We start from the raw sequence: 12,196 nt of genomic DNA on the forward strand, positions 1-12,196 counted from the left end.
AGCATTTATTGCAAAGTGTGTTGCTCGACAAACACTTGCGGCTCCATGCCTTCGCGGCTGACCAGGCGATTCAGTTCGACCATGGGCAGTCGCACGCTCAGCAGGCTGCGCCCTTCTTCATCATGCTCTTCACTCTGCACGGCACCCAAGGCAAAGAATTGCGCGCGCAAGCGGGCAAAACGCTGCTCCAGACACAGGGTACCGACAAACAGATCATCCCCCAGCAACTCGGCAATCGCCTGGCCGACCAGCTCCAGGCCACGCCCATCGCGTGCCGATACCCAGACCCGTTCCGGCTTGCCATCGGCATTGCGCTGGATCTGCGGCTCGACATCTTCGAGCAAGTCGAGTTTGTTATACACCTCGAGGATCGGCAACCCTTCGGCGCCAATCTCGCCCAACACCGCCAGCACCTGCTCGATCTGCTCCATGCGCTCCGGCTCATGGGCGTCGATCACATGCAGCAACAAGTCGGAGTTGCTCGACTCTTCGAGCGTAGCCCGAAATGCCTCGACCAGCTTGTGCGGCAGGTGGCGAATGAAGCCCACGGTGTCGGCCAGCACGATCGGCCCCAGGTCGTTCAGCTCGAGCCGGCGCAGGGTCGGGTCGAGGGTAGCGAACAGCTGGTCCGCGGCATACACCTCGGATTCTGTCAGGGCGTTGAACAGCGTGGACTTGCCGGCGTTGGTATAACCCACCAGCGATACCGACGGAATGTCCGCACGCTTGCGCCCGCGGCGTGCCTGCTCGCGCTGGCTGCGCACCTTCTCCAGGCGTGACTTGATCTGGCGAATGCGCACCCGCAACAGGCGGCGGTCGGTTTCCAGCTGGGTTTCACCCGGGCCGCGCAGGCCGATACCACCCTTCTGTCGCTCAAGGTGGGTCCAGCCGCGCACCAGCCGCGTGCTCATGTGCTCGAGCTGGGCCAGTTCGACCTGCAGCTTGCCTTCATGGGTGCGCGCCCGCTGGGCGAAGATATCGAGGATCAGCCCGGTACGGTCGAGCACACGACACTCGAACACACGCTCGAGGTTGCGCTCCTGACTGGGCGTGAGGGTGTGATTGAAAATCACCAGGTCTACCTGTTCGGCATGGACCAGGTCGTGCAACTCTTCGACCTTGCCACTGCCAATCAGGTATTTGGCGGAAGGCTGATGCCTTGCCACCGTGACCAGCGAGACGATGTCGGCACCGGCCGACAATGCCAGTTCCTGAAACTCCTGCGGGTCTTCGCGCGCCTCAGGGTTCTGACCTTCCAAGTGAACGAGCAACGCCCGCTCACCACCACCGTGGCGCTCAAAGAACAATGCAGGCTCCTATCAGGCGTTGCCTGGCTCGCTGTCGCCATGTTCGGAATCGGACGGGCTTGGCAGACGAACCGGACGGGCAGGAACCACGGTCGAGATGGCGTGCTTGTAGACCATCTGGCTGACGGTGTTCTTCAGCAGTACCACGAACTGGTCGAAGGACTCGATCGAACCCTGCAGTTTGATGCCGTTGACCAGATAGATGGATACCGGGACCTTTTCTTTTCTCAAGGTGTTCAAGTAAGGGTCTTGTAGCGAATGCCCTTTTGACATATGCCGCACTCCTGTAAGGATAAATAATAGAAAATCAAGAAAATCGATAAATTAGGCCGCCCCTTCGCAAGAATAGACGGCAATCAGCAGGGACTCAGCTCAATATGGAGATGGCCCCAAGGTATTTCAAGGTGCGGGACAGATTGTCGCAGGCCAGGCTGTCAAGCCAGTGTACTTCAGGCCAGCCACGCAACCAGGTGAACTGCCGCTTGGCCAGCTGCCTGGTGGCAATGATACCGCGTTCACGCATCTCATTCTCAGTCAGCTTGCCGTCCAGGTAATCCCAGACCTGCCGATACCCCACTGCCCGTATAGACGGCAGCCCGGCGTGCAAGTCACTTCTGGCTCGCAGCGATCGGACCTCGTCGACGAAGCCCTGTTCCAGCATCTGTGAAAATCGTAACGCAATTCGCTGATGCAAAATGTGACGATCTGTAGGAGCAATCGCCAAACTCGCGACAGTATAGGGCAAATGTCCGCCAGCGCCTGCGTCTGCGCCGCGACTTTCCGCGAATTGACGCTGTCGATGTGCCGTCATGCTCTCGCCACTCACCCGGTAAACCTCCAACGCCCGGATCAACCGCTGCGGGTCGTTGGGGTGGATACGCGCCGCCGACTCAGGGTCAACCTCGGCCAACTGGCGGTGCAACTCGGCCAGGCCCAGCGCTTCGGCCTGGGCTTCCAGCTCGGCACGCACCGCGGCATCGGCCGCCGGCATGTCGGCCAGGCCATCGATCAACGCCTTGTAATAGAGCATGGTGCCGCCCACCAGCAGCGGGATCTTGCCGCGCGCGGTGATCTCGGCCATGGCCTCCAGGGCATCGGCACGGAACTGCGCAGCCGAATAGCTTTCGGCCGGGTCGCGAATGTCGATCAGCCGGTGCGGGTGGGCGGCGAGGATTTCTTTGGAGGGCTTGGCCGAACCGATGTCCATGCCGCGGTAGACCAGCGCCGAATCGACGCTGATCAGCTCGCACGGCAGTACTTTGGTCAGCTCGATGGCCAGGTCGGTCTTGCCGGCCGCCGTCGGGCCCATCAGGAATATTGCAGGGGGCTTGCCGCTCATTTCATCGACCGCGCAGGAAGAGTTTGTCCAGGTCGTCCAGGCCCATCTGGGTCCAGGTGGGGCGACCATGGTTGCACTGACCGCTGCGCTCGGTGTTTTCCATGTCACGCAGCAGGGCGTTCATCTCGGGGATCGCCAGGCGCCGGTTAGCGCGCACGGCACCGTGACAGGCCATGGTACCGAGCAGCTCGTTGAGGTGCGCCTGGATACGGTCGCTGGTGCCGTATTCCATCAGGTCGGCGAGTACATCCTGCACCAGGCGGTTGGCCTCAGCCTGCTTGAGCAAAGCCGGGATCTGGCGGATAGCCAAGGTCTCGGGGCCCAGACGCTGCAGTTCGAAACCCAGCCGTTGGAACCACTGCGCGTGCTCTTCGGCGCAGTCTGCTTCACGCTGGCTCAGGGCCAGGGTCTCGGGCACCAGCAGCGGCTGGCCGCTGAGGCCTTCGCTGGCCATGGCCACCTTGAGGCGCTCGTACATGATGCGCTCGTGAGCGGCGTGCATGTCTACCAGCACCAGGCCAATGGCATTCTCGGCCAGGATGTAGATACCCTTGAGCTGCGCCAACGCGTAGCCCAGCGGGGGAATATCGCCCTGGCTTTCAGGCAGCGTCGTCGGCACCGCGCCTTCATCCAGCGGTTTGTAGAACTCGCGATACACCGCCTGTGCCTCGGCGGCCGGCAGCGGCTGCGAGGGGCGCGGCGTGTACTGGTACTGGTAACCCACACCACTACCACCGCTGGAGAATGACTGCTGCGGGCCACGTGGCTGCTCGAGCACCGGCGAGGCAAGGCGCATTTCGCCCTGGGGGCCGAACTCACCGGCCTGCTGGCCCGTGGCGCGGACCACTTCGGGTACGGCAGCTGGCGCCGCCAACTGGTCTTCCGGGCGCACATCGGCCAGCGCGCGATGCAAGGTGCCATACAGGAAGTCGTGCACCGAGCGCCCCTCGCGGAAACGCACTTCGTGCTTGGTCGGGTGCACGTTGACGTCGACGCCGTTGGGCTCCAGCTCCAGGAACAGCACGAAGGTCGGGTGCCGACCATTGAACAGCACGTCGCGGTAAGCCTGGCGCACGGCGTGGGCGACCAGCTTGTCGCGCACCGCACGGCCGTTGACGAAGAAATACTGCAGGTCTGCCTGGCTGCGCGAGAACGTCGGCAGGCCGACCCAGCCCCAAAGGCGCAGGCCGTTGCGTTCCACGTCGATCGGCAGCGCCTGCTCCATGAAGCCCGGGCCGCAGATGGCGCCCACCCGCCGCGCACGGGCGGTTTCATCGTGGGCCTCGTGCAGGCTAAGGATGCTCTTGCCGTTGTGGCGCAGGTGGAAGCCGACATCGAAGCGCGCCAGCGCCAGGCGCCGTATCACTTCCTGCAGGTGATCGAATTCGGTTTTCTCGGCCTTGAGGAACTTGCGCCGGGCCGGGGTATTGAAGAACAGGTCGCGCACTTCCACCGAAGTACCCACCGGGTGCGCCGCCGGCTGCACCCGCGGGGTCATGTCCCGGCCTTCGGTTTCCACCTGCCAGGCCTCGGTAGCGCTGGCGGTACGCGAGGTCAGGGTCAGGCGCGCCACCGAGCTGATCGAGGCCAGGGCCTCACCACGAAAGCCCAGGCTCAAGACCCCTTCCAGATCCTCCAACTCACGGATCTTGCTGGTGGCGTGACGGGCCAGGGCCAGCGGCAGGTCGTCGGCGGAGATGCCGCTGCCATCGTCTCGCACTCGCAGCAGCTTGACGCCGCCCTGCTCAACTTCCACGTCGATACGCCGGGCGCCGGAGTCCAGGCTGTTCTCCAGCAACTCTTTGGCGACAGAGGCCGGCCGCTCGACAACCTCGCCGGCGGCAATCTGGTTGGCCAGCCGCGGGCTGAGCAGCTGGATGCGCGAACCGCCACTCATTGCGAGGCCAACGTGGTAGCAGGGATATCGAGGCGCTGGCCGACCTTCAGCTCATCGGTCTTGAGGCTGTTGGTGCTGCGCAGGCTGGTCACGCTGACCTGGTAGCGAACGGCAAGCATCGCCAGGGTCTCGCCAGGGCGCACCGTGTGCTCACGCGGGCCAGCGGCGATCTTGCCGGTATCGCGCAGCCAGGCGATGTAGGTGCCTGGCGGCGGGTTCTGCTGGAAGTACTGGCGCACACCGGTATGGATCGAACGGGCCAGGGCCTGCTGATGGCTGGCGGTGGCCAGCTTGGCGGCTTCGTTGTTGTTCGAGATGAACCCGGTTTCAACGAGGATCGACGGGATATCCGGCGACTTCAGCACCATGAAGCCGGCCTGTTCCACCCGCTGCTTGTGCAGTGAAGTAATGCGGCCCATGTTGCCCAGCACCTTCTGCCCGACATTGAGGCTGGAGCTGAGCGTGGCGGTCATCGACAGGTCGAGCAGCACGCCGGCCAGCATACGGTCCTTGTCGTCGAGGCTGACGTTACCGGCACCACCGATCAGGTCGGAACGGTTTTCCGTGTCGGCAAGCCAGCGCGCAGTCTCGGAGGTAGCGCCGCGGTCGGACAGGGCGAACACCGAGGCGCCAAAGGCGGCGCGGGACGGCGCGGCGTCGGCGTGGATCGAGATGAACAGGTCGGCGCCCTTCTTGCGGGCGATTTCCGTGCGCTTGCGCAGTGGGATGAAGTAGTCGCCGGTACGGGTCAGCTCGGCCCGGAAGCCTTTTTCGCTGTTGATCTGGCGCTGCAGTTCCTTGGCGATCTGCAGCACGATGTCTTTTTCATGCTGGCCACGCGAGCCGGATGCACCCGGGTCTTCGCCGCCGTGACCGGCGTCGATGGCAACCACGATGTCACGCTTGCCGTTGGGAACCGGCGGCAGCTTGATGGCAGGCTGGGCCGGGGTCACCGGTACTGCTGGCGTGGTTGCAGGCGTTGGTGCCGGATTCGGGGCCGGAGCCGGCGCGCTGGCCGCGATGGCGTCAGCCTCCTGGTCGTACAGGTCGACCACCAGGCGGTTGCCGTACTGGGCATTGGGCGCCAGGGTGAAGCTTTTTGGGGTGACCGACTTTTTCAGGTCGACCACCACACGCAGATCGGTCGGTGTGCGCTGGGCCGAACGCACGCTGCTGATCGGCGTATTGGAGGTAGCCACATTCAGTGGCGCGGCCAAGGTCGCGCCATTGATGTCGATAACCAGGCGATCAGGTGCGCTCAGGGTGAAGACGCTATGCTGCACGGGGCCAGACAGGTCGAAGACCAGCCGCGTGTTGTCCGGCGCGCGCCACAGGCGCATGCTCTTGACTTGAGTGACGGCCAGAGCGTCAACGGTCACCGTTGTCAGCAGCAGCCCAACGATGGCGACCAGTGCGCGTATGCGCATACCTACCCCACTTACTGTTTATAGTGTTCGGCCAGTGCCACGCACCAGGCCTCGCCGCGAGCCCCCTGCGGCGAAAGGTTCAGCGAGCGTCCGCCCGCTTGGGGGCTTATGGTAATGGTCAGGTCGGGCTTTGGCAAAACGCCCGCACCCTTTTGTGGCCACTCGAACAGGCACAGCGGGTCGCCCTCGAAATAGTCACGAATGCCCATGAACTCCAGCTCTTCCGGATCGACCAGGCGATACAGGTCGAAATGGAACGCCCGCACCTCACCGATCTCGTAAGGCTCGACTACGGTGAAGGTCGGACTTTTCACTGCACCAGTATGGCCCAGGCCACGAATCAGGCCACGCGACAGCGTGGTTTTGCCCGCGCCCAGGTCACCTTCCAGAAAAATCACGCCGTGACCGCCGGTCACCTCGGCCAGTTTTGCGCCGAATTTGACCGTGGCCGCTTCATCGGCCAGAAACAGGTTTAAGCCAGACACGCAGAATGCTCCTCCAACAACTCACGAATGACCGGCGCCAGATCGCTGGCAGCCAGGCCTCTACCTTTTACGCCCAGACGCTCGCCGGCACAGGCGTGCAGCCATACCCCCAGCCCCGCGGCGTGCCAAGCATCCAGGCCTTGGGCCAACAGCGCCGCCAGCACGCCGGTCAGCACATCGCCCAGGCCGGCACCGGCCATGGCCGGGTGGCCACGTTCGCACAACAGCAGTTGCCCGGCCGGGTCGGCTACCAGAGTGCCGGCCCCCTTGAGCACGCAGACGCTGTTGTAACGCCGCGCCAGCTTGCGTGCAGCGCCCGGGCGATCCGCCTGTACAGCCTCGGTGGAAATGCCCAGCAGCCGCGCCGCCTCCCCGGGGTGCGGGGTAAGGATGCTGCCACTGGGCAGGGCCAGCGGGGTGCGCGCCAGCAAGTTCAGGGCATCGGCGTCCCACACCTGTGGGCGTTCGGCATTGGCCACCGCCGACAGCAGGCTGCGACCCCAGGCCGCCTGACCCAGGCCTGGGCCGACCACCAGCACCGAAGCGCGCTCCAGCACGCCCATCAGTTGGTTGGCTGAAGTGACGCCCAGGCACATGACCTCCGGCAGGCGCGCCAGGCTGGCAGTCACGTGTTCGGGCCGGGTCGCCACACTGACCAGCCCCGCGCCACCGCGCAGGGCGGCTTCGGCACTGAGCAGCACAGCGCCTCCGGTACCAAGGTCGCCACCGACCACCAGTACATGGCCGAAGTCGCCTTTGTGGGCATGCGCATGACGTGCCGGCAGGTGCGCGACAGTCACACTGCTGAGCAATTGAGGGGTATGGCTGGGGTGTTTGGTCTGCGGCATGGGGTCAAAGGCTCCAATGTCTGGCAGAATTATACGCACCTGAGCCCGTATTGCCTTGCCCATCCATGTCCGTCTGTACGCCTGACCTCGCCCAACTGGCCCAATCGATCAAGATTTGGGGCCAAGAACTCGGTTTTGCCCATGTTGGCATCGCCGGGGTAGACCTTGGCGAACACGAACACCACCTGCAGCGCTGGCTCGACGCTGGCTACCAGGGCGAGATGGATTACCTGGGTGCCCACGGCAGCAAGCGTGCACACCCAGAGCAACTGATCCCTGGCACGGTACGCGTGGTATCGCTGCGCATGGACTACCTGCCCGGCGACACACAGATGGCGCAGCGCCTGGCACAGCCCGAAAAAGCCTACGTATCGCGCTACGCCCTGGGCCGGGATTACCACAAGCTGGTGCGCAAGCGCGTGCAGTTCCTGGCCGATCGCATTCAGGAAGCCATCGGCCCGTTCGGCTACCGCGCCTTCGTCGACAGCGCTCCGGTGCTGGAAAAGGCCCTGGCCGAGCAGGCCGGGCTGGGCTGGATCGGCAAGAACACCCTGCTGCTCAACCGCAAGGCGGGCAGCTATTTCTTCCTCGCCGAGCTGTTCGTCGACCTGCCGCTGCCGGTGGACGAAGCCACCACCAGCGAACATTGCGGGCGCTGCCAGGCCTGCCTGGACATCTGCCCGACCCAGGCCTTCGTCGGGCCGTATGTGCTGGATGCTCGGCGCTGCATCTCCTACCTGACCATCGAACTACGGGGGCCGATCCCCGTCGAGTTGCGTTCAAAGATGGGCAACCGTGTATTCGGTTGCGACGATTGCCAGATCGTCTGCCCATGGAACCGTTTTGCCAGGCACAGCCAGGAGCAGGACTTCCAGCCACGGCACGGGCTGGAGAATGCCGAGTTAGCGGAGATGTTCCTGTGGGATGAAAGGACCTTCCTGCGCAAGACCGAAGGCGGGCCATTGCGCCGGGCCGGGTATGAGCGCTGGTTGCGCAACCTGGCGGTGGGGCTTGGCAATGCGCCATCGACAATCCCGGTGATCGAAGCGCTGAAGGCGCGGCGCGAGGATGCCTCGGAGCTGGTGAGGGAGCATGTGGAGTGGGCGCTGGCGCAGCACGGCGTTCGATAGCGACCCAGCCCCAGAGCTTGCGCCGCCCTTGTGGGAGTGGGCGTGCCCGCGAATCAGACAACGTGGTGGATGGCACCGGCTCTGCCGGTGTTCGCGGGCACGCCCGCTCCCACAGGGGCCATGTTGTGCCGGAACTGCGTTACTGCTGGTCGTTGTAGTGGAACTTGGGCATCTCCCAATGGAACCGAATCGCCAGCAGCCGAACCAGGAACCCGCCAAACAAGGTCAGCAGCATCGCCTGCTCCGCCGGCACCTTGAAGTGCACGCAGCCCAGATAGAACCACGCCGCAGCAAACGATACGCTGGCGTAAAGCTCGCGGCGGAATACCAGGGGGATGTCGTTACAGAAAATGTCCCGCAGGATCCCGCCAAATACTCCGGTGATCACCCCGCTGATCGACGCCACCAGCATGCCCTGCCCCATCTCCAGCGCAGTCATGCAGCCAATCAAGGTAAAAGCCACCAGCCCCAGGGCGTCGAGCACCAGGAACAGCGAGCGCAGGCGGCGCATCATCGGCGCGATGAAAATGGTTAGCAGCGCCGCACAGCTGGTCAGCACCAGGTATTCAGGATGCTTCACCCAGGTCAGCGGGTAATGCCCGAGAAGCACGTCACGCACCGAGCCGCCACCCAGGGCGGTGACGCAGGCAATCAGCACCACGCCGAACCAGTCCATGCCGCGGCGGCCTGCAGACAACGCGCCGGTCATGGCTTCGGCGGTGATGGCGATGAGATAGAGCATCAACAACATGGTGCGGGGTCCGTGCGGGCGTGCGAGAAAGGCGCGCAGTCTAACCAGTTGCCCATGGCACCAAAAGAGGGCGCAGATACAATATCTGCGCCTTTTCGGCTCACACCTTGATGAAGTGCTCGCGATAGTGGCGCAGTTCGGCGATCGATTCGCGGATGTCGTCCAGCGCCAGGTGGGTGTTGCCCTTCTTGAAGCTGTCGCGCACATCAGGTGCCCAGCGTGCAGCCAGTTCCTTCAGGGTCGAAACATCGAGATTGCGGTAATGGAAGTAGTTTTCCAGGTTGCGCATGTGTCGGTACAGGAAACGGCGGTCCTGGCAGATGCTGTTGCCACAGATCGGGGACTTGCCTTTCGGTACCCACTGCTCGAGGAAGGCAATGGTCTGCGCCTCGGCTTCGGCCATGCCGACCTTGCTCTCGCGAACGCGCTGGGTCAGGCCCGAAGCGCCATGGGTGCGGGTATTCCACTCGTCCATGCGCGCCAGCACTTCGTCACTGTGGTGGATGGCAATCACCGGCCCTTCGGCCAGGGTGTTCAGTTCGCTGTCGGTGACAATGGTGGCCATCTCGATGATGACGTCGCTGTCCGGATCCAGGCCGGTCATTTCCAGGTCGATCCAGATCAGGTTCTGTGGGTTTTGCATGCGGGGGCTCCTCGTATAGGCCGTCATAGTAGCGTAGTGGCCAAGGCACGCCCATTCACGGTGCGAAGGTAAGCCAAATGGTCCGGCGCCTGGCGTGCTAAACTGCCTGCCGTTTTCAACCTGCCCCCACGCACGGAACCTTCATGGCCAAACGCCAGCTCAATCGCCGCCAGAACTGGCGCATCGAAAAAATCCAGAACGAGCGCGCCGCGCGTGCGGCCAAACGCGAACAGCACGTGCTGCAGGAACTGGAGGGTGGCGACCTTGGGCCAGAGCAGTTGGGCCTGGTGATTGCGCACTTCGGTGTGCAGGTAGAAGTGGAAGCCCAGGACGGCGAAGCCGCGGGCCAGGTGTTCCGTTGCCACTTGCGCGCCAACCTGCCGGCGCTGGTTACCGGCGACCGCGTGGTATGGCGGGCGGGCAACCAGGGCATTGGTGTGATCGTCGCGCAGATGCCGCGCAGCACCGAGCTGTGCCGGCCTAACAACCACGGCCAGCTGAAGCCGGTGGCGGCCAACGTCGACCTGATCGTGATCGTCTTTGCCCCCGCGCCCGAACCGCACCCCAACCTGATCGACCGTTACCTGGTGGCCGCGGAGCACGCCGGCATTCGCCCGCTGCTGCTGCTGAACAAGGCCGACCTGATCAACGAAGAGAACGGCCCGGGCCTGCATGCGCTGCTGGAGGTTTACCGCGAGCTCGGCTACCCGCTGCTCGAGGTCTCGGCACATCACGGTGACGGCATGCAACGCCTGCAGCAGATGCTCGACGGCCACATCAGCGTGTTCGTCGGCCAGTCGGGGGTGGGCAAGTCGTCGCTGGTCAACAGCCTGCTGCCGGAGGCCGGCACCCGTGTCGGCGACCTGTCGGAATGGTCTGGCCAGGGTACCCACACCACCACCACCGCGCGGCTGTACCACTTCCCCAATGGTGGCGACCTGATCGACTCACCGGGCATCCGCGAGTTCGGCCTGGGTCACGTCAGCCGCAGTGATGTGGAGGATGGTTTCATCGAGTTCCGCGACCTGTTCGGCACCTGCCGCTTCCGCGACTGCAAGCATGATCGCGAACCGGGCTGCGCGCTGCTCAAGGCGCTGGACGAGGGGCGTATCAAGCAGCAACGGATAAACAGCTACCGCTCGATCATCGCCAGTTTGCCGGAAGACGCTTACTGACCCCCTGTGGGCGCGAGGCTCAGCTGCAGCACGCGCCTGTAGGAGCGGCCTTGCGTCGCGATAGGGCCGCAGAGCGGCCCCAGCAATCTTTGCAAAAATGCAGAAATCCGGGGGCCGCCTTGCGGCCCGATCGCGACGCAAGGCCGCTCCTACAAGGACCGTGCAGGGCGCCCCAAGAACCTACTGGTCCTTGGCCTCATCCATCTTCAGCGTCCCCTCTTCGAAGATGTTCAGCTTCTGGCGCAATTCACGCGGCTGCATGGGGGCCTGCCCGGCCTCCCCTGGCGCCGCCGGTGCCGCAGCGGCCGGCGGCGCGGGCTCGGCAGCCGGTGCTTCCGGCGCGCCCTGCTCGCCTTCGATATTGCGCTGGGCTTTTTTGGTCAGCACGATGATGTCGATGCGGCGGTTGACCGGGTTGAACGGGTCCTTGCGGTCGAACAGCGACGACGAGGCATAACCCACCACCCGCGCCACCTGGCCATCCGGGTAGCCGCCGGCCACCAGTGCACGGCGCGCGGCGTTGGCGCGGTTGGCCGACAATTCCCAGTTGCCGAACTCGCCACTGCCGGCATAGGGCTTGGCGTCGGTGTGGCCACTGATGCTGATCTTGTTCGGCACCGCCTTGATGGTGTCGGCCATCGCCAGCAGGATGTCCTCGAAGTACGGCTGCAGGCGCGCGCTGCCAATGTCGAACATCGGCCGGTTCTCGGCGTCCATGATCTGGATGCGCAGGCCGTCCTGGGTGATCTCGAACAGGATCTGGTCCTTGAACTTCTGCAGTTGCGGGTTCTCTTCCACCTTGTTCTGCAGTTCCTGCAGCAGCAACTCCAGGCGCTCACGCTCGACCTGCTCGGCCATGGTCTCCACCTGGTCCTTGTCCAGCTGAATGCTGGTATCAGGCGTCGGCTCCGACTTGGCTTCGGGGTTGATGGTCTTTTCCGGCGCCAGCTGAGGCGAGCCGCCCAGGTCGATGACGTAGGGCGTTCCGCTTTCCGAGAAGCCGATCGGGTCCTTGAAGTAGCCGGCAATGGCGATCTTCTGTTCCGGGGTGGCCGTGGACAACAGCCACAGCACCAGGAAGAACGCCATCATCGCCGTGGCGAAGTCGGCGAAGGCGATTTTCCAGGCGCCGCCGTGGTGGCCGCCGCCAAAGCGCTTGACGCGCTTGACGATGATGGGCTGATTGTTCTCCAT

At 64.0% G+C, this 12,196-nt stretch carries 12 protein-coding genes; 2 read left to right on the forward strand and 10 right to left on the reverse strand.

Going from position 1 to position 12,196, the window contains the following annotated elements:
• Positions 1 to 5: 5 nt before the first annotated feature.
• The 7 genes from hflX to AC2T3R_RS23600 form a co-directional block, all read right to left on the reverse strand.
• Positions 6 to 1,307 carry a ribosome rescue GTPase HflX gene (hflX, locus tag AC2T3R_RS23570; protein WP_015272005.1) on the reverse strand — a complete coding sequence of 434 codons (1,302 nt, stop codon included), beginning with the start codon at positions 1,305 to 1,307 and terminating at the stop codon, positions 6 to 8.
• 12 nt (positions 1,308 to 1,319) lie between these two features.
• The gene (gene hfq / locus AC2T3R_RS23575) at positions 1,320 to 1,580 is read right to left on the reverse strand and encodes an RNA chaperone Hfq (RefSeq protein WP_003258160.1); all 261 of its coding nucleotides are present in this window, start codon (positions 1,578 to 1,580) and stop codon (positions 1,320 to 1,322) included.
• 94 nt (positions 1,581 to 1,674) lie between these two features.
• Entirely contained in the window at positions 1,675 to 2,646 is a 972-nt protein-coding gene (miaA, locus tag AC2T3R_RS23580; RefSeq protein WP_013974436.1) for a tRNA (adenosine(37)-N6)-dimethylallyltransferase MiaA, read from the reverse strand.
• 1 nt (position 2,647) lies between these two features.
• Entirely contained in the window at positions 2,648 to 4,543 is a 1,896-nt protein-coding gene (mutL, locus tag AC2T3R_RS23585; RefSeq protein WP_280044295.1) for a DNA mismatch repair endonuclease MutL, read from the reverse strand.
• Entirely contained in the window at positions 4,540 to 5,970 is a 1,431-nt protein-coding gene (locus AC2T3R_RS23590) for an N-acetylmuramoyl-L-alanine amidase (protein WP_367245440.1), read from the reverse strand. The genes mutL and AC2T3R_RS23590 overlap by 4 nt, the downstream gene beginning before the upstream one ends.
• An 11-nt stretch (positions 5,971 to 5,981) precedes the next feature.
• A complete protein-coding gene (gene tsaE, locus AC2T3R_RS23595; protein WP_486745300.1) occupies positions 5,982 to 6,440 on the reverse strand; it encodes a tRNA (adenosine(37)-N6)-threonylcarbamoyltransferase complex ATPase subunit type 1 TsaE in 459 nt (152 codons plus the stop codon).
• Between the two features lie 2 nt (positions 6,441 to 6,442).
• A complete protein-coding gene (locus AC2T3R_RS23600) occupies positions 6,443 to 7,303 on the reverse strand; it encodes an NAD(P)H-hydrate dehydratase (RefSeq protein ID WP_486744338.1) in 861 nt (286 codons plus the stop codon).
• Between the two features lie 65 nt (positions 7,304 to 7,368).
• Here AC2T3R_RS23600 and queG point away from each other — a divergent pair, with 65 nt between their 5' ends.
• On the forward strand, positions 7,369 to 8,433 hold the full coding sequence (queG, locus tag AC2T3R_RS23605) for a tRNA epoxyqueuosine(34) reductase QueG (RefSeq protein ID WP_410952252.1): 1,065 nt from the start codon (positions 7,369 to 7,371) through the stop codon (positions 8,431 to 8,433).
• A 139-nt stretch (positions 8,434 to 8,572) separates the two neighbouring features.
• Here the strand turns inward: queG and AC2T3R_RS23610 are convergent, their stop codons facing one another.
• Together AC2T3R_RS23610 and orn are read right to left on the reverse strand one after the other, a co-directional pair.
• A complete protein-coding gene (locus AC2T3R_RS23610) occupies positions 8,573 to 9,184 on the reverse strand; it encodes a trimeric intracellular cation channel family protein (protein ID WP_046613337.1) in 612 nt (203 codons plus the stop codon).
• 100 nt (positions 9,185 to 9,284) lie between these two features.
• Entirely contained in the window at positions 9,285 to 9,827 is a 543-nt protein-coding gene (gene orn / locus AC2T3R_RS23615) for an oligoribonuclease (RefSeq protein WP_003258152.1), read from the reverse strand.
• A 143-nt stretch (positions 9,828 to 9,970) separates the two neighbouring features.
• Here orn and rsgA point away from each other — a divergent pair, with 143 nt between their 5' ends.
• Positions 9,971 to 11,002: a small ribosomal subunit biogenesis GTPase RsgA gene (gene rsgA, locus AC2T3R_RS23620; protein ID WP_486744339.1), complete on the forward strand. Its 1,032-nt coding sequence runs from the start codon at positions 9,971 to 9,973 to the stop codon at positions 11,000 to 11,002.
• Between the two features lie 180 nt (positions 11,003 to 11,182).
• Here the strand turns inward: rsgA and motB are convergent, their stop codons facing one another.
• Positions 11,183 to 12,196 (reverse strand): flagellar motor protein MotB, encoded by a 1,014-nt coding sequence (gene motB, locus AC2T3R_RS23625; RefSeq protein ID WP_013974445.1) that lies wholly within the window; start codon positions 12,194 to 12,196, stop codon positions 11,183 to 11,185.

This window comes from Pseudomonas sp. PVC-5-1 (genome assembly GCF_057444345.1).

Coding starts and splice junctions, on each gene's coding strand:
- hfq (WP_003258160.1), bottom strand. CDS start 1,580: ATGTCAAAAGGGCATTCGCTACAAGACCCTTACTTGAACACCTTGAGA.
- miaA (WP_013974436.1), bottom strand. CDS start 2,646: ATGAGCGGCAAGCCCCCTGCAATATTCCTGATGGGCCCGACGGCGGCC.
- mutL (WP_280044295.1), bottom strand. CDS start 4,543: ATGAGTGGCGGTTCGCGCATCCAGCTGCTCAGCCCGCGGCTGGCCAAC.
- AC2T3R_RS23590 (WP_367245440.1), bottom strand. CDS start 5,970: ATGCGCATACGCGCACTGGTCGCCATCGTTGGGCTGCTGCTGACAACG.
- AC2T3R_RS23600 (WP_486744338.1), bottom strand. CDS start 7,303: ATGCCGCAGACCAAACACCCCAGCCATACCCCTCAATTGCTCAGCAGT.
- queG (WP_410952252.1), top strand. CDS start 7,369: ATGTCCGTCTGTACGCCTGACCTCGCCCAACTGGCCCAATCGATCAAG.
- AC2T3R_RS23610 (WP_046613337.1), bottom strand. CDS start 9,184: ATGTTGTTGATGCTCTATCTCATCGCCATCACCGCCGAAGCCATGACC.
- orn (WP_003258152.1), bottom strand. CDS start 9,827: ATGCAAAACCCACAGAACCTGATCTGGATCGACCTGGAAATGACCGGC.
- rsgA (WP_486744339.1), top strand. CDS start 9,971: ATGGCCAAACGCCAGCTCAATCGCCGCCAGAACTGGCGCATCGAAAAA.
- motB (WP_013974445.1), bottom strand. CDS start 12,196: ATGGAGAACAATCAGCCCATCATCGTCAAGCGCGTCAAGCGCTTTGGC.